This is a genomic window from Bacillus sp. FSL R10-2201 (genome assembly GCF_038008665.1).
Classification (GTDB): domain Bacteria; phylum Bacillota; class Bacilli; order Bacillales; family Bacillaceae_G; genus Bacillus_A; species Bacillus_A mycoides.
On the sequence record NZ_JBBOZP010000001.1, the window covers coordinates 3,869,728 to 3,890,598 of the forward strand.

Annotated in this window: 24 protein-coding genes, 1 pseudogene and 2 riboswitches; of the genes and pseudogenes, 11 read left to right on the top strand and 14 right to left on the bottom strand. The window is 35.1% G+C overall.

Annotation, left to right across the window (positions count from 1 at the left end; genetic code table 11):
• The first annotated feature begins 117 nt into the window (after positions 1 to 117).
• Complete coding sequence (locus NSQ69_RS19835; protein ID WP_002128913.1) at positions 118 to 735, top strand: ImmA/IrrE family metallo-endopeptidase; 618 nt, start codon at positions 118 to 120, stop codon at positions 733 to 735.
• 15 nt (positions 736 to 750) lie between these two features.
• Here NSQ69_RS19835 and NSQ69_RS19840 read toward each other — a convergent pair.
• The 4 genes and pseudogenes from NSQ69_RS19840 to NSQ69_RS19855 all read right to left on the bottom strand — a co-directional run bounded on the left by NSQ69_RS19840 (position 751) and on the right by NSQ69_RS19855 (position 2,845).
• Positions 751 to 992: pseudogene (locus NSQ69_RS19840) on the bottom strand (DNA-binding protein).
• A 71-nt stretch (positions 993 to 1,063) separates the two neighbouring features.
• Positions 1,064 to 1,729, bottom strand: a complete 666-nt coding sequence (locus NSQ69_RS19845) for a DUF1129 domain-containing protein (protein WP_003191228.1) — start codon at positions 1,727 to 1,729, stop codon at positions 1,064 to 1,066.
• Between the two features lie 16 nt (positions 1,730 to 1,745).
• On the bottom strand, positions 1,746 to 2,513 hold the full coding sequence (locus NSQ69_RS19850) for a DUF1129 domain-containing protein (protein WP_341099620.1): 768 nt from the start codon (positions 2,511 to 2,513) through the stop codon (positions 1,746 to 1,748).
• Entirely contained in the window at positions 2,513 to 2,845 is a 333-nt protein-coding gene (locus tag NSQ69_RS19855; RefSeq protein ID WP_002014879.1) for a PadR family transcriptional regulator, read from the bottom strand. Before NSQ69_RS19855 ends, NSQ69_RS19850 begins: the two co-directional genes overlap by 1 nt.
• Before the next feature lie 196 nt (positions 2,846 to 3,041).
• On the opposite strand from NSQ69_RS19855, the gene NSQ69_RS19860 reads away from it, so the two are divergent.
• The gene (locus tag NSQ69_RS19860) at positions 3,042 to 3,818 is read left to right on the top strand and encodes a 3-hydroxybutyrate dehydrogenase (RefSeq protein ID WP_002128918.1); all 777 of its coding nucleotides are present in this window, start codon (positions 3,042 to 3,044) and stop codon (positions 3,816 to 3,818) included.
• A gap of 150 nt (positions 3,819 to 3,968) precedes the next feature.
• Here NSQ69_RS19860 and NSQ69_RS19865 read toward each other — a convergent pair whose 3' ends face one another.
• The 4 genes from NSQ69_RS19865 to NSQ69_RS19880 all read right to left on the bottom strand — a co-directional run bounded on the left by NSQ69_RS19865 (position 3,969) and on the right by NSQ69_RS19880 (position 7,791).
• Positions 3,969 to 4,106 carry a YvrJ family protein gene (locus NSQ69_RS19865; protein WP_002014881.1) on the bottom strand — a complete coding sequence of 46 codons (138 nt, stop codon included), beginning with the start codon at positions 4,104 to 4,106 and terminating at the stop codon, positions 3,969 to 3,971.
• A 290-nt stretch (positions 4,107 to 4,396) separates the two neighbouring features.
• Complete coding sequence (gene mtnA, locus NSQ69_RS19870; protein ID WP_341099622.1) at positions 4,397 to 5,452, bottom strand: S-methyl-5-thioribose-1-phosphate isomerase; 1,056 nt, start codon at positions 5,450 to 5,452, stop codon at positions 4,397 to 4,399.
• Positions 5,449 to 6,627, bottom strand: a complete 1,179-nt coding sequence (gene mtnK, locus NSQ69_RS19875) for an S-methyl-5-thioribose kinase (protein ID WP_002131201.1) — start codon at positions 6,625 to 6,627, stop codon at positions 5,449 to 5,451. Before mtnK ends, mtnA begins: the two co-directional genes overlap by 4 nt.
• An 88-nt stretch (positions 6,628 to 6,715) precedes the next feature.
• Positions 6,716 to 6,856, bottom strand: a riboswitch (SAM riboswitch).
• A 71-nt stretch (positions 6,857 to 6,927) separates the two neighbouring features.
• On the bottom strand, positions 6,928 to 7,791 hold the full coding sequence (locus tag NSQ69_RS19880; RefSeq protein WP_002131202.1) for a carbon-nitrogen family hydrolase: 864 nt from the start codon (positions 7,789 to 7,791) through the stop codon (positions 6,928 to 6,930).
• 14 nt (positions 7,792 to 7,805) lie between these two features.
• Here NSQ69_RS19880 and NSQ69_RS19885 point away from each other — a divergent pair, with 14 nt between their 5' ends.
• From NSQ69_RS19885 to NSQ69_RS19910, 6 genes are all read left to right on the top strand, one after another.
• A complete protein-coding gene (locus NSQ69_RS19885) occupies positions 7,806 to 8,996 on the top strand; it encodes a pyridoxal phosphate-dependent aminotransferase (protein ID WP_002128923.1) in 1,191 nt (396 codons plus the stop codon).
• A 52-nt stretch (positions 8,997 to 9,048) separates the two neighbouring features.
• A riboswitch (SAM riboswitch) is annotated at positions 9,049 to 9,154 on the top strand.
• Between the two features lie 64 nt (positions 9,155 to 9,218).
• On the top strand, positions 9,219 to 10,463 hold the full coding sequence (gene mtnW, locus NSQ69_RS19890; RefSeq protein WP_002167727.1) for a 2,3-diketo-5-methylthiopentyl-1-phosphate enolase: 1,245 nt from the start codon (positions 9,219 to 9,221) through the stop codon (positions 10,461 to 10,463).
• Entirely contained in the window at positions 10,460 to 11,119 is a 660-nt protein-coding gene (locus tag NSQ69_RS19895; protein WP_002128925.1) for a 2-hydroxy-3-keto-5-methylthiopentenyl-1-phosphate phosphatase, read from the top strand. The genes mtnW and NSQ69_RS19895 overlap by 4 nt, the downstream gene beginning before the upstream one ends.
• Positions 11,116 to 11,754 (top strand): methylthioribulose 1-phosphate dehydratase, encoded by a 639-nt coding sequence (locus NSQ69_RS19900; RefSeq protein ID WP_002128926.1) that lies wholly within the window; start codon positions 11,116 to 11,118, stop codon positions 11,752 to 11,754. The genes NSQ69_RS19895 and NSQ69_RS19900 overlap by 4 nt, the downstream gene beginning before the upstream one ends.
• Entirely contained in the window at positions 11,732 to 12,244 is a 513-nt protein-coding gene (locus NSQ69_RS19905; protein ID WP_002128927.1) for a 1,2-dihydroxy-3-keto-5-methylthiopentene dioxygenase, read from the top strand. The genes NSQ69_RS19900 and NSQ69_RS19905 overlap by 23 nt, the downstream gene beginning before the upstream one ends.
• Positions 12,245 to 12,563: 319 nt before the next feature.
• Positions 12,564 to 12,839 carry a hypothetical protein gene (locus NSQ69_RS19910; protein ID WP_002014891.1) on the top strand — a complete coding sequence of 92 codons (276 nt, stop codon included), beginning with the start codon at positions 12,564 to 12,566 and terminating at the stop codon, positions 12,837 to 12,839.
• Between the two features lie 111 nt (positions 12,840 to 12,950).
• On the opposite strand, the gene NSQ69_RS19915 is transcribed toward NSQ69_RS19910, so the two are convergent.
• From NSQ69_RS19915 to NSQ69_RS19930, 4 genes are all read right to left on the bottom strand, one after another.
• The gene (locus NSQ69_RS19915; protein WP_002014892.1) at positions 12,951 to 13,283 is read right to left on the bottom strand and encodes a DUF3909 family protein; all 333 of its coding nucleotides are present in this window, start codon (positions 13,281 to 13,283) and stop codon (positions 12,951 to 12,953) included.
• Positions 13,284 to 13,288: 5 nt separating this feature from the next.
• Positions 13,289 to 14,167, bottom strand: a complete 879-nt coding sequence (locus tag NSQ69_RS19920) for an NAD(P)-dependent oxidoreductase (protein WP_002128930.1) — start codon at positions 14,165 to 14,167, stop codon at positions 13,289 to 13,291.
• 4 nt (positions 14,168 to 14,171) lie between these two features.
• Complete coding sequence (locus NSQ69_RS19925; RefSeq protein ID WP_002128933.1) at positions 14,172 to 15,302, bottom strand: serine hydrolase domain-containing protein; 1,131 nt, start codon at positions 15,300 to 15,302, stop codon at positions 14,172 to 14,174.
• A 149-nt stretch (positions 15,303 to 15,451) separates the two neighbouring features.
• Positions 15,452 to 16,744 (bottom strand): GGDEF domain-containing protein, encoded by a 1,293-nt coding sequence (locus NSQ69_RS19930; protein ID WP_002128934.1) that lies wholly within the window; start codon positions 16,742 to 16,744, stop codon positions 15,452 to 15,454.
• 310 nt (positions 16,745 to 17,054) lie between these two features.
• Here NSQ69_RS19930 and NSQ69_RS19935 point away from each other — a divergent pair, with 310 nt between their 5' ends.
• The 3 genes from NSQ69_RS19935 (at position 17,055) to NSQ69_RS19945 (ending at position 18,691) form a co-directional block, all read left to right on the top strand.
• The gene (locus NSQ69_RS19935) at positions 17,055 to 17,672 is read left to right on the top strand and encodes a nitroreductase family protein (protein WP_002033918.1); all 618 of its coding nucleotides are present in this window, start codon (positions 17,055 to 17,057) and stop codon (positions 17,670 to 17,672) included.
• A gap of 234 nt (positions 17,673 to 17,906) precedes the next feature.
• A complete protein-coding gene (locus NSQ69_RS19940; RefSeq protein ID WP_002088422.1) occupies positions 17,907 to 18,125 on the top strand; it encodes a hypothetical protein in 219 nt (72 codons plus the stop codon).
• Between the two features lie 197 nt (positions 18,126 to 18,322).
• On the top strand, positions 18,323 to 18,691 hold the full coding sequence (locus NSQ69_RS19945) for a DUF3915 family protein (RefSeq protein ID WP_050000339.1): 369 nt from the start codon (positions 18,323 to 18,325) through the stop codon (positions 18,689 to 18,691).
• 86 nt (positions 18,692 to 18,777) lie between these two features.
• Here NSQ69_RS19945 and ptsP read toward each other — a convergent pair whose 3' ends face one another.
• The gene (gene ptsP / locus NSQ69_RS19950; protein ID WP_078213437.1) at positions 18,778 to 20,490 is read right to left on the bottom strand and encodes a phosphoenolpyruvate--protein phosphotransferase; all 1,713 of its coding nucleotides are present in this window, start codon (positions 20,488 to 20,490) and stop codon (positions 18,778 to 18,780) included.
• On the bottom strand, positions 20,490 to 20,753 hold the full coding sequence (gene ptsH / locus NSQ69_RS19955; protein ID WP_002033915.1) for a phosphocarrier protein HPr: 264 nt from the start codon (positions 20,751 to 20,753) through the stop codon (positions 20,490 to 20,492). Before ptsH ends, ptsP begins: the two co-directional genes overlap by 1 nt.
• Between the last annotated feature and the right edge of the window lie 118 nt (positions 20,754 to 20,871).

Below are 20,871 nucleotides of genomic sequence, written 5' to 3' on the forward strand. Positions count from 1 at the left end.
GAAATTTTTTCGACTTATAGTCTATATATTCGTGTAATAAACAAGGCGTTTATCCATACATAGGACCTTTCCCCCACATATATTATAGAAAGAATTTTTTCATTTGAGGTGTTCCTTATGAATTCATACGTTAATATATGTGTTTGCATTACTCCAGGCGCCGATATTTCTGACGACCGTATTGCAAAAGATTTAGCAGTTGCAGAATCAATTTGGCATCCCATTACATTTAAAATTAAAGAAGTAATTGTACTAAACGACCTTTTCCGTTTTTCTAATCGGGAAATTAGTTATAAAAACTCCATTCAAAGTCAGGAAAAATTATCATCTTTTTTTCAAACTTGTGTTAACGAAGCTCCTGAATGCGACCTTTATATTTGTTATATTGGTAGTGATTATTTCAAAGAAACCGCAGTAATCGCTTGCGCTTACTCTCTAGCGAAACAACAACAACTTACTGGTTACATCGTTTTAACAAACTCAGCTGCTCCAATGAAAAATATATACACCCTCGCTCACGAAATTGGTCATATTTTATTTACAAGACGAATTCATGGAAAACTTACGCACGCAGATCCCCACTCTCCAACCGGTTCTGAACATCACCATTCACCATCGAACCTTATGTACCCTATAGTCCCTAGCCCTAATAACGTTCACATCAATTCATTATTAACAAATGAACAAAAAGCGCTCTCTTTACAAAGTCCTTTATTACAAAGAAAAAAACAGTAACGATATTGTTACTGTTTAAAACAATATATTCAAATCAACAAACCAGATTTCGGCTGCAAAGGATACACTATACACCTAAGCATAATCCTTCTAAAAATCAAAATATAGTATTTCTTTGGAAATAATTTTTTGTATATCCAGAGCAGCCACTTTCCTATTAAACTGAAGAATAAAATATATCGTGATGTTTAAAATATTCATTATGCTCTTTTGGTGAAGGCAGTATAAATTCCTAAAGTCATTAATCCTAGAAACATAATAGTTAATATACATATAAGTATGATTTACATATATGCTCATCCTCTTCTTTTATTTCTAGAGCTTCTCATTAGAAAAACACTCTTACTAGTTGTTCAACCATCACTATCATAAAAATTGGAATTCCTAACACAAACAAACCACTCCAACCAAGAGACCGAACATTCACAATCGTTGTTATCACTAGCATAACCCCTCCAATTAAATATCTTCCTAATTGAGGGACTTCATAGGAAGGAAAACTATACCAATCTTTTAAAAACATTATTAATACTGGTAAATAAGTAAGTATTACTGCTCCAAATAGCAGTAAACCCTTTTTCAACATACTCCTTTGAAAACTAGCACCTCTTAAAAATAAAATTCCTCCCACAATCATTAACACTAAGATAATCGGATATCCAATCAACCCTATTAAAGAAATGGTATAAGGCTCATTTAAATTTCGAAATAAAAGATCTGGAACAGCCCAATAGCATAATATGCTCATAATAGCTGTAGCTAGCCATCCTAAATTCCGTTTATAATCAACTTGCATTTCTTTTACAAGTTGATTTGCATATTCCTTTGGTGAATCACCAAATATATCCTCTACACTCTTGCCCCTTTTTTCACCTTCAGTTAAATGCAATTCTGCATCTTCTAAAAAGGATTCAATATCTTTTTCACTTATCCCTTTTGCTGTTAAATAAGTACTTGTATTTGCCAGAAAATCTCGTGACTCTTGAGAAAGCATCCCATTCCCCCCTCCCTTATTTAACCGTTTCTTTTCTATTCGCCTTCATCATAATTTCAAGGAAGATTAAAATAAACAAACTTCCGTATAAACATATAATTTGAAATAACATTGGCACGAGATCTTCCGATGTGAACGTTTTAAAAACTAACATAATAGAAAGCGGAATAATTAAATATAAATTTTTAAACCATCCTTCAAAATATATATTTATAGCTACCGTGAGGATAAAGATCCCTCCAGCTAATATATAACTTTGGACTAGAGTCAACGTAAACATCGTTGTAGGATATATCATATCTAATATCGGAACTGCTCCTAATAAAAACATTGGCGCAATCATGACTAAAAACCACATGGAAAACCACGTTTTTGTAAAACTTGTTACAAATGTCATTTTACGAAGCAGAAAATTTGGACCCATTACAGCTACGATCAATGTAAAGCTATAGCCAATGCACTGAATAAGTGAAATCTGTAGAATTCCGTTATTCACTATTAAGATAGAAGTAATAAACCAAAACGATACGATATTCATTACCGTAAAACCAATTTGCTTCCAATTTTCCTTTCTATCCCTTTCCATCACTTTTACAAGTTCATTCGCATATTCTTTCGGTGAACTTCCGAAAATATCTTCTACACTTTTCCCTTCACCCTCACCTTCTATTAAATGCAACTCTGCATCTTCTAAAAAGCTTTCAATATCGCTTTCTTTCACACTCTTTGCAGTTAAAAATAATCTCATATCTAATAAAAAATTTCGCGCTTCATTTGATAACATTATTTTTTTCTCCCCTTCCCTTCAAGTAGACGCTCTACACTACTTTGCATCGCTTCCCAGCGATCCATAAATTCATCCAGTGCTTCCTCGCCTTTTTCTGTTAATGTATAATATTTTCGCTTTGGGCCAGATGGAGATTCCTTCATTACACTTGTTATTAACCCTTCCTTTTGCATTCGTATTAATAACGGATAAATACTTCCCTCACTCGCCATTGTAAAACCATACTTCGCTAATCTTTCACTCATTTCATAACCGTATATTTCACCTTCAGAAATAATAGCAAGTAAGCATCCTTCTAAAATCCCTTTCAGCATTTGACTTGTCGACATAATTGAAATCCTCCTGCTATCTTGTTTTACAAGATAGATAAGCGTAAGTACCTTGCTTTACAAAATAGTATAGCAGAGACTATTTTGCAAAACAAGATAGCTAAAGATATTTTTCCAAATGTTTGCAGGGATTTTATTATCACCTCTCTAAATAGAGCAATAAGAGAACTTTTATTATGAAGGAGTGTTTTTCATCATGGTTACAAATCGAGTTGTCTTTTTAACAGGTGCTGCGAGCGGTATTGGTTATGAAATGGGAAGTGCTTTCGCAAAAGAAGGTGCGAAAGTTGTCATTAGTGATCGCCTTGAAGATCGTGCAAAAGAAGCTGCTGAACAATTGCAAAAAGAAGGCTATCAAGCCATTGGTTTAAAATGTGACGTTACATCTGAAGAAGAAATTACAGCAGCACTTTCTCAAACAGTTCGTCATTTCGGTTCATTAGATGTATTAATTAACAACGCAGGAATGCAACATGTTTCACCGATTGAAGATTTTCCAACTGATAAATTCGAGCTTCTTATTAAAATTATGCAAATCGCTCCATTTATCGCCATCAAACATGCCTTTCCGATTATGAAAAAGCAAAAATATGGTCGTATTATTAATGTTGCTTCGATTAACGGACTTGTTGGATTCGCTGGAAAAGCTGCCTATAATAGTGCGAAACATGGTGTAATTGGATTAACAAAAGTTGCTGCTTTAGAGGGAGCAACTCATGGAATTACTGTAAATGCTCTTTGTCCCGGATATGTTGATACCCCTCTTGTACGAAATCAACTACAAGACTTAGCAACTACGCGAAATGTACCACTTGAAAATGTTTTAGAAGATGTCATTTATCCTCTTGTACCACAGAAGCGTTTGCTACAAGTACAAGAAATTGCTGATTATGCTATGTTTTTAGCGAGTGAAAAAGCAAAAGGTATAACTGGTCAAGCTGTCGTTATCGATGGTGGTTATACTGCTCAATAAAGTGAAACTTTAATCAGTGGGGGTTTTGTTCATCCCCACTAATTATTAGCCTTCACCAATCGGGCTTTTACTGCCCGTTAATGCGGGATAAAAAATAAAGTTTGCTCTTCGCGAGCAAACTTTATTTTACTTTCTATCGCGAGGATCTTCCTACTTTAGTAATTGTTTAGGGAGCTTCTCAATTGCTACAATCACTCCGTCTAATTTACTTTCAATGCGATGTAGTAAATATAGCGTTACAACAATTGGAAAGCCCACATTACCTATCATCCCGATCCACTCTTCCATCTTTCTCTCCTCCCTTCATTACATAAATAAGAGGAAACGAAGACTTAAGGCATAAAAAACAAGCTATTTTTTATTAGCTTGTTTTTTAACTACTCAGCCATACATTTCATTTTTCAGCATATAGATTGCTACCATGAAGATACAAATGGTCCTACACCTTGCTACCTTTCTTTGTTTTAAAACGTTGCGCGTGGTAGGAACAGGCACTTACCGCTCCTATACATAGCCAGTCCCTCTCGACCATTTAAAAACATGCTTTTCTACCGTTTTTTTATATAGCGACTGAGCAGTTAGCTTATTTTTTCAAATAATGATGTAATTTTTTGCTTATAATCTCCACGTAAAATACCTTTCTCAGTAATAATCCCCGTAATTAATTCATGCGGTGTTACATCAAATGCAGGGTTAAATACAGGCGTTCCAAGTGGCGCCACTTGTTTCCCAAAAATTTTCGTAACTTCTGTTTCATCTCTTTCTTCAATGACAATTTCAGCACCTGTTTGTTTCGTAGTATCAAATGTAGATAACGGTGCTGCAACGTAAAATGGGATACCGAAATACTTTGCTAATATAGCTAAATTTAATGTTCCTATTTTATTAGCAGTATCACCGTTTTCAACGATTCGATCTGCCCCTACGATAATCGCATTAATTTCTTTCGTTCGAATTGCATGTGCTGCAGTATTATCCGTAATAAGCGTTACATCAATGTCTGCTTGTTTCAATTCCCATGTCGTTAAACGGCCACCTTGTAAAACCGGCCTCGTTTCACACGTATACGCATGTAAACGCACACCCTTCTCTTTCCCAATATAAAATGGGGCTAATGCTGTTCCATATCTAGCAGTTGCAATACTTCCAGCGTTACAAATTGTTAAAATTTTATCACCGTCTTTAAAACATGTTAAAGCATGTTCTCCAATACTTCGGCACACTATTTCATCCTCTTGCTGAATATGAAGCGCTTCTTCTTCTAATATTTTTTGAGCTTCTTTTATTGTAGTAATCTCTCGAATAGATTCTCTCATACGATCGATTGCCCAAAATAAATTGACTGCTGTCGGGCGTGATGTTCCTAAATAGTTACAATCTCTATTAAACTTCTTCTGAAACTCATAGATATTTATAGCATCGTATTTCTTTGCCGCAAGCGCCAAACCAAACGCAGCTACAATTCCAATTGCAGGCGCTCCTCGTACTTCTAACATAATGATACTTTTCCATACATCTTCAATATTCGTTAATGTTTTGTATTCAGTGACATGCGGCAACTTTGTTTGATTTAATACTGCAATTGCATCGCCTTTCCAACTTACAGATCTCGGAATAGTAATAATTGTACTCATGCTTTTACGCCTCCAACTGTCTGTTGAAATAATGTTCGAAACAGTTGAATATCAGCACCCTTGGCTTCATATTTTATTAGTTCTCTACCTAAGGATAACGCTTGTTTTTTAGCTTGAATTCTATTTTCTTTATTTGCTATCCCATCTAAATCCGCTACATGAGCTAAGCCAATTGTTCTACGAATCAGTTCACATCCGGCAAATCCGACGGCATCAGTAAAGATATTTTGCAAAATAATTGGTAACCATTGTTTTTCTTTCGTATATGCTTCTACACCTTCTCCAATCCATAACTTCGTAAAGTTTTCTACAAAATAACTCCATGTCTTTTCTATATGGAAAAATAGTACACTTCTCTTTTCTTCTTCTCTAGATAAAGCATTTAATAATAGATTTGCAATAAATTGACCGATATCAAACCCAAATGGACCGTACGTTGCAAATTCTGGATCGATCACTTTCGTTTCAGAAGGTGATGAAAAAATACTACCAGTATGTAAATCACCATGAATAAGCGCTTCTTTTCTCGTTAAAAACTTATATTTATATTGTGCTACTTTTAGTTTTAAAGTTTTGTCACTCCAAAGTTCATCAATCACTGACTGTAAATCTGACTCATAATCATTCGTATCATAATGTCCAAATGGATCCGTAAAAACTAAATCTTCTGTAATTTTACTAAGGTCTGGATTTACAAATGTACCTTCTAGTACCCTTTTCTCTTCTGACTGTAAACCGAAATCTGAAGTATAAAACAAAACATGTGCTAGAAAACGACCGATATGCTGGGATAAAAGTGGATATCCTTCTCCATCTATTAATCCTTTTCTTGTAATTGTTAGTCTTGATAAGTCTTCTATTACTGTAACTGCTAACTCTTCATCATGACTGTACACTACCGGAACATAATCTGGCACATACTTCGCAAAAATTTGTAATGCTTTACTTTCAATCGTCGCTCTTTTTATAGACAGTGGCCAGCTCTCACCAACTACTTTCGCATATGGCAGTGCTTGTTTTATTATAATAGACTTCTCTCCATCATCTAATTTGAACACGTAATTTAAATTTCCATCTCCAATTTCATGACAAACTACATTTGCTTTCTTTTCAAAATAACCGTGTTCTTTCGCATATTGTATAGCTGTTGTTTCAGTTAATGAATAATATCCCATCGTCTTCTCCTCCTTTTCATTCAGAGGTTTTTCTAAAATAGAAAAACCCCTTTCCACAAAGAAAGAGGTTTGAAGTTTATCTTCTCCCCTCTTATCTGCCAGAAAGTTTACTTTCTGCTGGAATTAGCACCGTGCCTTTTGGCGTCATAAACGCCCCATTTCACAATGGTATTACGGTCGGTTGCTGGGCTTCATCGGGCCAAATCCCTCCACCTGCTCTTGATAAGAGTTTTATAATTTTTAGAATTTTTAACTTTATGATGAAGACTATACCAAGAATAAAAATCACTTGTCAACATTTTATTTGTATAATTCTGGACGACGATCTGCAAAAACTGGAATTCCTTTACGTACCTCTTTAATTTTCTCGAATTTAAGTTCTCCAAATAAAATTGATTCCTCTTCATTTGCCTCTACCACAACTTCACCCCAAGGATCCACAATTAGAGAATGACCTGCAAACTCATTATTCGGATCCTTTCCTGCTCTATTGCACGCAACAACATAACACTGATTTTCAACTGCTCTCGCCTGTAAAAGCAAACGCCAATGTGCTAAACGTACTAATGGCCATTCTGCTACAACAAATAAAACTTTTGCACCTTTAGCAGTATGAACGCGCATCCACTCTGGAAAACGAATATCATAACAAATTGTACCAGCACACTCTACATCATCTAACTTAAATTCACCTGTCTCATTACCAGCAACTAAATATTTATGTTCATCCATCAGCTGAAATAAATGTACTTTACTATATTCATTGACTAGATTCCCTTCATTGTTTACAACATACATTGTATTTGTAACCCCTTGCTCTGTTTGCTTTGCTATGGAACCACCAACAATATGTACACCATATTGCTTCGACCATTCTTTCAACTTTTCTTTCGTTTCTAATCCATCCGTATCTGCAATTTCAGAAAGTCTCGTTAAATCATATCCTGTTGTCCATAGTTCTGGTAAGACGATAACATCTGGTCTTTCTTTCATCGCTTCACTTATTTTTTTTTTAGCGTTCTCAATATTTTTTTCTACATCTCCAAAGACAATATCCATTTGAATACATGCGACTTTCATTTTTTCAGCCCCATTCTCATTTTTTTCTTTACAAAATACTGGAAAGATTATATCATTTGTCACTAGAATTGTAACAACTTTCAAAAGAGGTGGAAAGTATGAAATTATTTCAACCTTCTGAGATAGTAACATCATTGCCAACACAATTTTTCGCTTCACTTGTTGCAAAAGTTAACAAAGTCGTTGCAGCTGGTCACGATGTTATTAATCTAGGTCAAGGTAATCCAGATCAACCAACACCGCAGCATATCGTTAAAGCTTTACAAGATGCTGCTGAAAAGACCATTCATCATAAATATCCGCCATTTCGCGGACACGAAAGCTTAAAAGAAGCCGTGGCAACATTCTATCAACGTGAATATGATGTAGTAGTAAATCCAAAAACTGAAGTTGCTATTTTGTTTGGCGGAAAGGCTGGATTAGTAGAATTACCAGTTTGTTTTACAAACCCTGGTGATACTATTCTCGTTCCAGATCCAGGCTATCCAGATTATTTATCAGGAGTTGCTTTAGCAAAAGCACAATTTGAAACAATGCCGCTTATTGCAGAAAATAATTTTTTACCGGATTATACAAAAATTGATGACTCTGTTGCGGAGCGAGCAAAGTTAATGTTTTTAAACTATCCAAATAACCCTACCGGCGCTACTGCATCAAAAGATTTTTTTGATGCAACCATTCATTTTGCTAATAAACATAATATATTAGTTGTTCACGATTTTGCTTACGGTGCTATCGGATTCGATGGTCAAAAGCCTGTTAGTTTCTTGCAAGCAGACGGCGCTAAAGATACAGGTATTGAGATTTACACTTTATCGAAAACTTTCAATATGGCTGGATGGCGTATTGCTTTTGCAGTAGGAAATGAAAGTGTCATCGAAACTATTAACCTATTGCAAGATCATATGTATGTTAGTATTTTTGGTGCAGTTCAAGATGCTGCCCGCGAAGCACTATTAGGCTCGCAGTCTTGTGTGGTAGATCTTGTTAATAGTTATGAATCTCGGAGAAATGCTCTTATTTCAGCTTGTCACTCAATTGGTTGGAAAGTAAACATTCCAACAGGATCATTCTTTGCATGGCTTCCTGTTCCAAAAGGATATACATCTGAGCAATTTTCTGACATTTTACTAGAAAAAGCACACGTTGCAGTTGCTCCTGGTGTTGGATTTGGTGAGCACGGCGAAGGGTATGTCCGTGTTGGTCTCTTGCATACAGAAGATAGATTACGAGAAGCAATTAATCGAATTGATAAATTAAATTTTTTCAAAAAGTCATTGACAACATAAAAAATATCTGACAAAATTCAGTTATCTTAAAAATTTAAACATTTCTAAATACTTCTTATCAAGAGCAGGTGGAGGGACGAGCCCGACGAAACCCGGCAACCGATCTACAATTGTAGACACGGTGCTAATTCTCGCAGCGTTACGCTGACAGATAAGGAGCTGGTTGTAAAAAAACCTCTCCTTAGCTGAGAGGTTTTTTTATTTAACTAGGAGGGTATAACAATGAGCGGAATTATAGCGACATATTTAATCCACGATGATTCTCACAACTTAGAAAAGAAAGCAGAACAAATTGCAATCGGTTTAACAATTGGTTCATGGACTCATTTACCACACTTATTACAAGAACAATTAAAACAACATAAAGGCAATGTCATTCATATTGAAGCGTTAGACGAACAAGAACATATTAACTCTTACCTTGGCAAAAAAGTATCACGTGGACTCATTAAAATTCATTATCCATCGCTGAACTTTAGCCCTGACTTACCAGCCATTTTGACAACAACATTTGGAAAACTTTCGTTAGATGGAGAAATTAAACTAATTGATTTAACATTCTCAGACGAATTAAAGAAACAGTTCCCTGGACCAAAATTTGGAATTGAAGGCATCCGAAACCTTTTACAAGTTCAAGATCGACCTCTTCTAATGAGTATTTTCAAAGGGATGATAGGACGGAATATTGGATATTTAAAAACTCAACTACGCGATCAGGCAATTGGAGGCGTAGATATTGTAAAAGATGATGAAATTTTATTCGAAAACTCATTAACACCACTTATAAAAAGAATTGAATCTGGGAAAGAAGTTTTACAATCTGTATACGAAACTTACGGGCATAAAACTTTATACGCAGTAAATTTAACAGGTCGAACTTATGATTTAAAAGAAAACGCGAAACGTGCGGTGGTAGCTGGAGCAGACATTCTTTTATTTAATGTATTTTCTTATGGATTAGATGTACTGCAAGCACTTGTAGAAGACGATGAAATTCCAATTCCTATTATGGCACACCCTGCTGTAAGTGGCGCATATTCATCATCGAAACTATACGGTTTCTCTTCTCCATTACTACTTGGAAAATTACTACGTTACGCTGGTGCTGATTTCTCTTTATTCCCATCACCATACGGCAACGTTGCATTAGAAAAAGAGGAAGCTCTTCTCATTACAGAAGCATTAACTGAGGAAGACCACTATTTCAAGAAAAGTTTTTCTGTTCCATCTGCTGGAATTCATCCTGGTTTCGTTCCCTTTATTTTACGAGATTTTGGTAAGGATGTTGTTATTAATGCCGGCGGCGGGATTCATGGGCATCCAAATGGAGCTCAAGGTGGTGGCAAAGCTTTCCGTGCTGCAATTGAGGCTACTTTACAAGGTAAACCACTCCATGAAGTGGATGAAATAAATTTGCATAGCGCACTACAAATATGGGGAAATCCTTCTCATGAGGTGAAATTATGAGTATTCAAGTATTTTGTGATTTCGATGGTACGATTACAAATAACGATAATATCATGTCCATTATGGAAAAATTCGCACCACCAGAAGCAGAGGAAATAAAGCAAAAAATTTTATCGCAAGAACTTTCTATTCAAGAAGGTGTTTCTCAATTATTTCGATTAATACCTATTAATCTACACGATGATATTATTCAGTTTTTACAAGAAACTGCTGAAATCCGTACAGGTTTTCATGAATTCATACAATTCATTAATGAAAATAACATTTCCTTTTACGTTATATCAGGTGGAATGGATTTCTTCGTCTATCCACTCTTACAAGAAATAATCCCTAAAGAACAAATTTATTGTAATGCAACTGACTTTTCAGGAGAATTTGTTGAAGTGAAATGGCCGCACCCTTGTGACGAGCAATGTCAGCATAGTTGTGGTCTCTGTAAATCATCATTAATTCGTAAACTAAGCTCTAAAGATGATTTTCATATTGTGATTGGAGATTCTATTACTGATTTACAAGCAACAAAACAAGCAGATAAAGTATTCGCCCGTGACTTCCTTATTACAAAGTGTGAAGAAAATCGTATTGCTTATACACCGTTTGAAACATTTCACGATGTTCTAGCTGAACTAAAACATTTGTTGGAGGTGAAATTATGAAACAACTTTTTCGTCAATGGTATGACTTAAGTGAAATTAAAAAAGAATTAACAACTCGGAATTGGTTTCCAGCAACGAGTGGAAATATTTCTATAAAAGTCAGTCATGATCCCCTTACTTTTCTTATTACAGCAAGTGGCAAAGATAAAACCAAAACCACTCCAGATGATTTTTTATTAGTAAATCATCAAGGAGTTCCCGTTTTAGAAACTGAGTTACGCCCTTCGGCAGAAACAATATTGCATACACATATTTATAACAATACGAACGCCGGGTGCGTACTTCATGTTCATACAACTGATAACAATGTCATCACAAATTTGTATAGTGATGCAGTCACCCTTCAAAATCAAGAGATTATTAAAGCTCTTGATATTTGGGAAGAAGGTGCAACGATTAACATTCCTATTATCGAAAATGATGCTCATATCCCGACGCTTGGAGAGAAATTCCGAAAGCATATACAAGGAGATTCAGGAGCAGTATTAATTCGAAACCATGGCATTACCGTATGGGGCCGTGATAGCTTTGATGCAAAAAAAAGATTAGAAGCTTATGAGTTTTTATTCCAATTTCATATAAAATTATTATCAATTCAAGGAGGCGTTTCTAATGGCGCAAATTCGTATTCATGAGGAAAATACTCGTATTGAAAATGAAGTAGCAGTATCAAACTTTCTACAAGGAGAAGATGTTTTATATGAGAAATGGAATATTTCTAAACTTCCTACTCATTTAAAAGAAAATTACTCCTTAACAGATGAAAACAAAGCTGAAATATTAACGTTGTTTTCAAAAGAAATTGCTGATGTTTCAGAGCGCAGAGGTTATAAAGCATATGATGTGATTTCACTTTCAAATAGCACACCTAACCTTGACGAGTTATTAATTAATTTCCAAAAAGAACACCATCATACTGACGATGAAGTTCGCTTTATTGTCAGCGGTCATGGCATCTTCGCTATTGAAGGAAAAGATGGTCGATTCTTTGACGTTGAACTCGAGCCTGGTGATCTTATATCTGTGCCTGAAAATGCAAGACACTATTTCACCTTACAAGATGATCGCCAAGTTGTAGCTATTCGTATTTTTGTTACAACAGAAGGTTGGGTTCCAATTTATTAAGGTAGCTAGTTGAATAAAAGAACTTGGAACCCCTTTTCCAACCTTTTATTCACTCTACATATATACATCCTCCTATGGACCAGGCTTATTTCATAACATTGAAGTAAGCCTGATTTTTTATTTACTAAAATGATTTTTCCCTTTCGTTTGTTTAAATCAAATATCTCGAATCACAATTCCACTTTATCAAGTATATTTCGGAATTTTTTTTGAACATTTATTGAACTTTTTTTGAAATTTTTCTGAAAATTCTGTTTTACGTATGATATACTACAACTAATAAGAAGGAAAAGAATATTGCAAACAGAGGGGGATAATCATGAGTTTACTTATCGCACTTATACTAGGAGTTACATGCGGAGCTATTCCTGTCATTTTAGGAGCTATTATGGAAGAATTAGAAGTTGGTGTTTTAGGTTTTGTTGCATCATGTGTAAGCGCTTTATTTTTCGGTTTATATGGTGCTATTCCTGTTTCTATTCTGTGCGCATTTTATATACTACGCCATGCTCGCGCGAAACAGCTCGGCCCTAATCACATTGCCCAAGTTATTCCATTCCCAATTGAACGATGCCGCCGCGCTTCCAGCCTATAAAGTGAAACTTTAATCAGTGGGAGTTTTACTGCCCACAAATAGCGGGATAAATTATCCAACTTAAATATTATGCCTGCCTAAATAAATAAAAAGTCCTCAAATGAGGACTTTTTATTTATTTTCTTCTAGAAATTGAAACAATTCTTGCAAATGAAGTGCATCTTCACTGTAGCTAACGGATACATGACATGTCCCTTCAATCTCAGCATGCATATAAAGGACAATTCCATCTCGATCATATTTCAATGCCAAATAAAACTCCATTTCCTCTAACATCTTTTTCGAGCTTCGGATAACATAATGCCCTTTCTCATCTCTTCCATATTCAAAATCTGGTCCAAAATCGTATTTTTGTTTAAAAGCTTCTTTTTGCTTATCATTAATCTGTACACAAGTTGCTCGCTGCACAGCATCAATCATCTCGTCAAACTTTTGGAGATCCATTCCATTTACCCCCTTATATACTTTTTGTATAATACTTGTGTTCCGCTATTCTCTTTTCCATCTGCGATTAGCTCTTCATACAATTCCTTCGCTAGGGTTAAACCCGGTACTGGTAATTGTAATTTTTCAGCTTCATCTAAAGCAATCTTCATATCTTTCATAAAATGCTTTACATAAAAGCCAGGTTCAAAATCTCCTTTTAACATTCGAGGAGCTAAATTACTTAATGACCAGCTACCTGCTGCTCCTGTCGAAATACTCTCTAATACTTTATCTGCATTAAGTCCAGCCTTTTTCGCATATGCTACCGCTTCACATACTCCTATCATGTTAGAAGCAATTGCTATTTGATTGCACATTTTTGTATGTTGTCCACTCCCAGCGGGGCCTTGCAACTGAATATTTGTTCCTAGTTTTTCAAATAGAGGTAAGCAAATATCATATATTCTGTTCTCTCCACCGACCATAATTGCTAGTCTTGCTTCTTTAGCCCCAATGTCCCCGCCAGATACTGGTGCATCTAATGTATATATATTCTTGCTTTTCGCAACTTCATTAATACGTTTTGCCAATGTTGGTGTAGATGTTGTAAAGTCAATTGCTATCGTACCTTCATTTGCATGTTCTAAAATTCCATCAATCCCAAAGTACACTTCTTCTACATCATGAGGATAACCAACCATCGTCATAACAACATCAACTTGCTTTACTAACGCTTTCGGTGTATCACACCAAGTCGCACCCTCTTGCACTAAAGAAGCTGCCTTCGCTTTCGTTCTATTATATACATATACTTTATGACCGCCTTGCATTAAATGATGTACCATACTTTTTCCCATTACACCAATACCAATGAAACCTATTGATAAATTTTTATTTTCCATCTTCTCATCCCCTTTGTTCTAATAAATCATTTACCATCTTTCGGAACTCTTTATTAAAATCATCATCCATACTATTTTTCACATTTGAAAATAAAATAACAAAAGTTCCTTTTTCTTTATTAAAATTATTGAAAGTGTTCCAACCAGATAGTACACCATGGTTATGGAAATAATCTGGATATATGTAAAAGCTAAATGCATATTTTCTTTCTTGTGAAGGTGTAAACATCGCTTGTATACTTTGTTCAGAAAGAAGCTTTCCATTTATAATCGCTTCATCTAATTTTTTCATATCCCCTACTGTCGTATACATCTCACCCGATCCATATAACCAGTCCATCCCTAATTTTTGTGCTAGTACAAGCTCTTGATCTTTCTTCACATACCCCTTCGTGAAGTTTTTATCTCCAGGCACCATATTTCCCATACCTGATTCATGCATCTCGGCCTTTGTAAATATATTTTCTTTTACATAGTCTCCTAAAGGCTTTTTCGTTATATTTTCTATAATATAAGCGAGCACCATATAATTATAATCCGTATACTTCCAACCTGTTCCTGGTGGAAACTCTAATTTTTGACTTCCAATCCAAGTTACTAAATTTATACGTGAAGCTACATTAACCTTCCCTTCCCCATTTTCCGGTAAACCAGATGTATGCGTTAATAAGTGATATAACGTGATGTGTTTATCTGCTGGAAATGAAGGAATGTATTTATTTACATTATCTTGGATATTTAACTTCCCTTGTTCTTGTAACTGTAGAATGGATGTAGCAACAACTGTTTTCGTAATAGAACCGATACGATATTTTGTTTGAGGCGTATTTTCTATTTTATTTTGAACATCAGCATATCCATATCCTTTATTCAATATAACATGCTCTTTATCTGTCACCAAAACTGTCCCATTAAATTGCTTTCCTACTAAATACTGATCTAACTTTTGAGATATACTAGCATAATCAATTTTTTGTACTTCTTCTATATTATCCTGTACCTCTGACTCAATAGCAGGAGTTACCTTTGTTGTTAATACTGCTTGTTCCTTTGGATCGGGACTATAGAGAAAATAGTATACTCCGCCGCAAACTACAGCAGACAGTGAAGCCATAACCGTTATTTTTTTTATCATATTGTTCCTCCGTAATTACTTCATGTGAACTACCCACCACTTAGTCTCTCTTGCGAGCTTACTTGAAGTGGGAGCTTCTCGGTTAAAATGGTCCCCCATATTCTATTATCAAGTAATAAAAAAAAATCGCAACAATTTGTTGCGAAAAATCACATTTTTTCTTTTCTATATATACATACTTGATTTTTCCCATTTTTTTTCGCTTCATATAACGCAATATCCGCTCTTTGCATTAACTCTTCTCTTGTAATCCCTTGCTCATATAACGCAACTCCAAAACTCGCTGTTAATTTCGAAATTCCAGAGAAATGCTTTGTTTCAATGAAAAATCGCAATGATTCCGCAACTTGAAACGCTTCTTTTTCTACCGTATTTGTCACTAATATTATAAATTCCTCTCCTCCCCATCTTGCAAATACATGTTGATCTTCAACTTTAGATTTCATAAGATCTGCAAGTTGTACTAATGCTAAATCGCCAAAATCATGACCATATGTGTCATTTACTGATTTAAAATTATCTATATCAAACAAAATAAGTGCAACTTTTTCATCATTACGTAATACATTCTCCCACTCTGTCTCCAATATTTGTTGGAATTTCAAGCGATTATATATTTCTGTCAATGAATCTATCATAGCCAATCTTTCTTGCTCTTGATAGATTTCATCTAATTCTGTAATCTCTGTGCATTTTACTATAAATCGCGATAAGTCTTCTGGTAATGGTGTCGCACGTAATAGAAAAGTAAATGCTTCTCCTTCATAATTGTACATTTTAATTCTTCTTCCATTTGATAAAGTATCATCCAGCCATGTTATATCGTGAGTCGTCGAATAATATCCGTTCTCTCTAATAAGATGTTCTGCAAACACTAAATGTTGTTCACGATACGTAAATAAATTATCATGTCCGAAGAATTGTAAAAAATTCGTATTACAATCAACAATCTCATCATCTTCTACTATAAATAATAAATCATTTTGAAAATCAAACATCGTTTGAAGCAATTCTTGTTGTAAACCTACTTGCCGCACTAAAGAAAGTTGATATAAACTCTTATTCACTTCCTCTAGTACCACTTGTGGAGTTACTGGTGCTATAACAATATTACGTATTCCTAACAGTAGTAAATCTGCAAACTGATTATCTATCTGTTGATCCCAAATGATAATGAATGTGCTCTGTGAATTATATATATTCTTTATATATTTTATTTGAGCAAAATCTGTTACGTACATAATTACAATATGTGGTCTAGTTCTATGAAACAATATTTCTCCTTCTTCAAAACTATTTGCTATAAACATACATTTTGGATGGACGTTTTCTATCGTTTGTTGATGTGTACATCCATCTTCTATATAAAGGACATTCAACTGAAGATCTTGTAATACATTTTGGAAAACAGTATTCTCTAATAAAAAATGTAGTATGTTCATCACTAGTCTTCACTCACTTCATATATCTTGTTTTACTGAATTCCTCACAATCATTTTATAAAGAATTGTGAGGAACTCATATTAACAAGCTAATTGAGAATGTTATCTTCGCTTATCTGCTCTGGAAATTCCTTTTTTAGTGTATGATTATATGAATTGTATCGTTTGTATGAATGCCCTGCCTTACTATTTAAAACTTGACAATTAAAATAAAGGTATTATATTCTTAAATTCAATAACTTACAAAATGTAAGTAGAGTATATTACATTTATTTTATATTAAGTTGATATGTAATTTGGAGGATATATAATGACAAACAATGACTTTTTTAACGTTTTATATGAACGCACATCTACACGTGCATTCAACCCTGAAAAAGAAATTTCATCTACAGAGTTACATGAAATTTTAAAAGCAGCTGCGCAAGCACCTTCTGCTTGGAACTTGCAACACTGGAAATTCCTTGTTTTCCAAGGCGAAGATGTACAAAAACGATTACACCCAATTGCTTATAACCAACAACAAATTCTTGATGCTTCTGCCGTAGTCGCTATTTTAGGTGATTTAGAGGCATATAAAAATGTTGAACCTGTTTACGGTCCAATTGTAGAACAAGGATTTATGAAAGCAGACGCAAAAGAGCGCTTAGCTAAAAATATTGAATCTGCATATACTCGTGAGCAATACCCACGAGATGCTGCCTTTTCAAATGCTGCTTTAGCAGCAATGCAACTTATGCTTGCTGCTAAAGCAACTGGCTGGGATACTTGCGCAATTGGTGGTTTCAACCCACAAGCACTAATGGAAGAATTTAATGTTTCATCTCGTTACGTACCAATTATGCTTATTACAATTGGTGAATCCACTTTAAAAGGTCACCCTGCACCGCGCATGAGCGTAGAACAAGTAAGTGAATGGGCGAAATAATAAAAACGAAGGTAATTTCATTACCTTCGTTTTTTTATATTCTGTCACACATCCGTAATATTACAATGTATTATTCGACATCTACACATAGAGAAATTGTAATTTTTACGCTATCACTATAAACAAATATGGCGTTTTGTGTCGAAATTTGTTAAAGCATTGAAATATAACCGTGTATTTTTGTTACAATTGTGATACAATGATAACAAATAGATAACAAGAGAGGGATTTTCATTGAGTTCATACGGAAGCTTTATCGCACTTTTAAGTTACATAGTAACTGTACTACTGCTATATTTTATTGGCGATGCTGCAAACATATCAGTGTTACAATTCCCAAAAGAAGAAGCGTTACAATTAGAAGCAGAAAAACACACTGCACGATCCATTGCACCACTACTCCTAGCTCTTCCTGTATATATCATCGTTTTATATAAAAGCAAAAAAGTGTAAAGGCTACCTAATTTATTTCATTGAGGTGGTCTTTACATTTTTTTGTGATATTTCCCCTATTTTAAACATCATTCCATACTAAATACCCATCTAGTCATTTAAAATGAGAAAATCCCCTAGAAAAATTTTCATTATCTGTCCAGTCACCGACTACCGAACTTACATAGATTATAAGTGTGAAGGGGGTGATGAGGATTATGTTTGGATCATTTGGATGCTGTGATAACTTTAGAGACTGTCATCATCGTGAAAGAGAGTGTGACCATCGCGAACATCGCGAGAAAGAGAGAGAAGAAGTTAGACCACAACGAGCTGCTGTATGTAACGTACTTGCACATCTTTCTATAGGCACTGAGATTTCGCTTCTTAAACTAAAAGGAAATGGAACATTCCGCAATTTAGTTTTTGAGGGGTTCTGTAACGGTATTGCTCTATTCTCTGCATTAAGAAGAGATGACGACAAAGACAACAACAAAGATGATAAGAATGGAAACAATCGTAATGACGATAGATTTGAAGGGATTTTACGTGTTTGCCCAGAAGATGTTATCGCAATTGCTCTTTAAGATAAGTTTAAACAATAAAATCACCTAAGGTATATGTAGCAAAAAAACCTGAGACCGATTTCAAATCGACTCAGGTTTTTTTACTATTATATGCTTTTAACTAATTCAACAACTTCTTCAGCAGTTGACATTGTTAATGCTTTTTCTGCTAATGTTTCCATTTCTGCTTTTGACAACTTGCTTAGTTGTGTTCTTGCAGGAAGGATAGATGTTGCACTCATACTGAACTCATCTAAGCCTAATCCTAATAATAATGGGATAGCAAGTGAATCTCCCGCCATCTCACCACACATACCAGCCCATTTGCCCTCTTTATGAGCAGCATCGATAACCATTTTTACAAGACGTAAAATAGATGGGTTATATGGTTGGTATAAGTAAGCTACTTGTTCGTTCATACGGTCTGCAGCCATTGTGTATTGGATTAAGTCATTTGTTCCAATAGAGAAGAAATCAACTTCTTTTGCGAACTGATCAGCTAATACTGCTGAAGCTGGAATTTCAACCATCATACCAACTTCAATAGAATCAGAAACAGTTGTACCCGCTTTAACAAGTCTTTCTTTCTCTTCTAATAAGATTGCTTTCGCTTGACGGAACTCATCAAGAGTTGCAATCATTGGGAACATAATTTTCAAGTTACCGTATACGCTAGCACGAAGTAATGCACGAAGTTGTGTACGGAACACATCTTGCTCATCAAGACATAAGCGAATTGCACGGTATCCTAAGAATGGGTTCATTTCTTTTGGTAAATGTAAGTATGGAAGTTCTTTATCTCCACCGATGTCAAGTGTACGAACAACGACTGGTTGATCTTCTTTTACACCTTCAAGAACTGCTTTATACGCTTCGAACTGCTCTTCTTCTGTTGGAAGATTGTCACGGCCCATGTATAAGAATTCTGTGCGGTATAAACCAACGCCTTCTCCGCCATTATCGATAATACCTTGTACATCATTTGGTGTTCCGATATTAGCAACAAGCTCAACGTGATGTCCATCACTTGTTACAGTTGCTTGGTCTTTTAATTTTGCCCATACAACTTTTTGCTCTTCAAATTTCGCTTTCTTTTCTTCAAAAGAACGAAGAGTTTCTTCAGATGGGTTTACAATTACTTCTCCATCTAAACCGTCAATGATTACGATATCGCCGTTTTGGATTTTCTCCATAACAACTTTCGTACCAACAACAGCTGGAATTTCCATAGAACGAGCCATAATTGCAGAGTGAGATGTACGTCCACCGATATCAGTTGTGAAACCTTTTGCATACTTACGATTTAACTGAGCTGTATCAGATGGTGTTAAATCTTCAGCAATGATGATTACTTCTTCAGAAATTGTACCAGGGTTTGAGAAGTTAATTCCTAGTAAATGTGCAAGAACACGTTTTGTTACGTCGCGAATATCCGCAGCACGTTCTTTCATGTATTCGTTATCCATGTTTTCAAACATAGAAATAAACATTGATGCAACTTCATCCATTGCAAATTCAGCATTTACTTTTTCGCCATTTACTTTATCTTTTACTGGATTTACTAATTCCGGATCATTTAATACTAATAAATGTGCTTCAAAGATAGCAGCTTTATCAGCACCTAGCTCAGCAAAAGCATGGTCCTTAATAGCTTCTAGTTCAGATTTTGCTTTCTCAAGCGCAGCGTCTAAGCGTGCAATTTCAGCAGCTTCGTCTGTAATTGATTTCTTTTCAATGTTAAATTCAGGATTCTCAAGTCTGAAAGCCTTTGCAATAGCAATCCCACTTGATGCAGCGATCCCTTGAATGTTAAGAGTCATTATTCTCCTAATCCTTCGTTTTTCATAGTTTCTTCGATAGCTGCTAGTGCTTGAGCTGCATCATCACCATTTGCAGTGACCTTAATTTCCGCGCCTTGTTGAATTCCTAAAGACATAACACCCATGATTGATTTTAAGTTAACGTTTTTTCCGTTATACTCTAAGTTGATGTCAGAACCAAATTTGCTTGCAGTGTTTACAAGTAGAGTTGCTGGACGAGCATGAATTCCTGAGTCGCTAGTTACTTTAAAGATTTTTTCCATGATAATTTATCTCCTTCAAATACAGTATTTTTTTAGTTGTATAGACGTGAGTACTACATCATCTATTGTATATAATAGGCGATGTTCGGTCAACCACATCGCCTATTATAATTATAAA

Excerpts from the sequence above, each read along its gene's own strand:
- NSQ69_RS19855 (WP_002014879.1), bottom strand. The coding sequence starts at position 2,845 with ATGTCGACAAGTCAAATGCTGAAAGGGATTTTAGAAGGATGCTTACTT.
- NSQ69_RS19910 (WP_002014891.1), top strand. The coding sequence starts at position 12,564 with ATGAGTTTACTTATCGCACTTATACTAGGAGTTACATGCGGAGCTATT.
- mtnA (WP_341099622.1), bottom strand. The coding sequence starts at position 5,452 with ATGAGTACAATTATTACTATTCCGAGATCTGTAAGTTGGAAAGGCGAT.
- ptsH (WP_002033915.1), bottom strand. The coding sequence starts at position 20,753 with ATGGAAAAAATCTTTAAAGTAACTAGCGACTCAGGAATTCATGCTCGT.
- NSQ69_RS19865 (WP_002014881.1), bottom strand. The coding sequence starts at position 4,106 with ATGGAAGAGTGGATCGGGATGATAGGTAATGTGGGCTTTCCAATTGTT.
- NSQ69_RS19920 (WP_002128930.1), bottom strand. The coding sequence starts at position 14,167 with ATGGAAAATAAAAATTTATCAATAGGTTTCATTGGTATTGGTGTAATG.
- NSQ69_RS19900 (WP_002128926.1), top strand. The coding sequence starts at position 11,116 with ATGAAACAACTTTTTCGTCAATGGTATGACTTAAGTGAAATTAAAAAA.
- NSQ69_RS19835 (WP_002128913.1), top strand. The coding sequence starts at position 118 with ATGAATTCATACGTTAATATATGTGTTTGCATTACTCCAGGCGCCGAT.
- ptsP (WP_078213437.1), bottom strand. The coding sequence starts at position 20,490 with ATGACTCTTAACATTCAAGGGATCGCTGCATCAAGTGGGATTGCTATT.
- NSQ69_RS19885 (WP_002128923.1), top strand. The coding sequence starts at position 7,806 with ATGAAATTATTTCAACCTTCTGAGATAGTAACATCATTGCCAACACAA.
- NSQ69_RS19905 (WP_002128927.1), top strand. The coding sequence starts at position 11,732 with ATGGCGCAAATTCGTATTCATGAGGAAAATACTCGTATTGAAAATGAA.
- mtnK (WP_002131201.1), bottom strand. The coding sequence starts at position 6,627 with ATGGGATATTATTCATTAACTGAAACAACAGCTATACAATATGCGAAA.
- NSQ69_RS19930 (WP_002128934.1), bottom strand. The coding sequence starts at position 16,744 with ATGAACATACTACATTTTTTATTAGAGAATACTGTTTTCCAAAATGTA.
- NSQ69_RS19895 (WP_002128925.1), top strand. The coding sequence starts at position 10,460 with ATGAGTATTCAAGTATTTTGTGATTTCGATGGTACGATTACAAATAAC.
- NSQ69_RS19915 (WP_002014892.1), bottom strand. The coding sequence starts at position 13,283 with ATGGATCTCCAAAAGTTTGACGAGATGATTGATGCTGTGCAGCGAGCA.
- NSQ69_RS19925 (WP_002128933.1), bottom strand. The coding sequence starts at position 15,302 with ATGATAAAAAAAATAACGGTTATGGCTTCACTGTCTGCTGTAGTTTGC.
- NSQ69_RS19845 (WP_003191228.1), bottom strand. The coding sequence starts at position 1,729 with ATGCTTTCTCAAGAGTCACGAGATTTTCTGGCAAATACAAGTACTTAT.
- NSQ69_RS19945 (WP_050000339.1), top strand. The coding sequence starts at position 18,323 with ATGTTTGGATCATTTGGATGCTGTGATAACTTTAGAGACTGTCATCAT.
- mtnW (WP_002167727.1), top strand. The coding sequence starts at position 9,219 with ATGAGCGGAATTATAGCGACATATTTAATCCACGATGATTCTCACAAC.
- NSQ69_RS19935 (WP_002033918.1), top strand. The coding sequence starts at position 17,055 with ATGACAAACAATGACTTTTTTAACGTTTTATATGAACGCACATCTACA.
- NSQ69_RS19860 (WP_002128918.1), top strand. The coding sequence starts at position 3,042 with ATGGTTACAAATCGAGTTGTCTTTTTAACAGGTGCTGCGAGCGGTATT.
- NSQ69_RS19850 (WP_341099620.1), bottom strand. The coding sequence starts at position 2,513 with ATGTTATCAAATGAAGCGCGAAATTTTTTATTAGATATGAGATTATTT.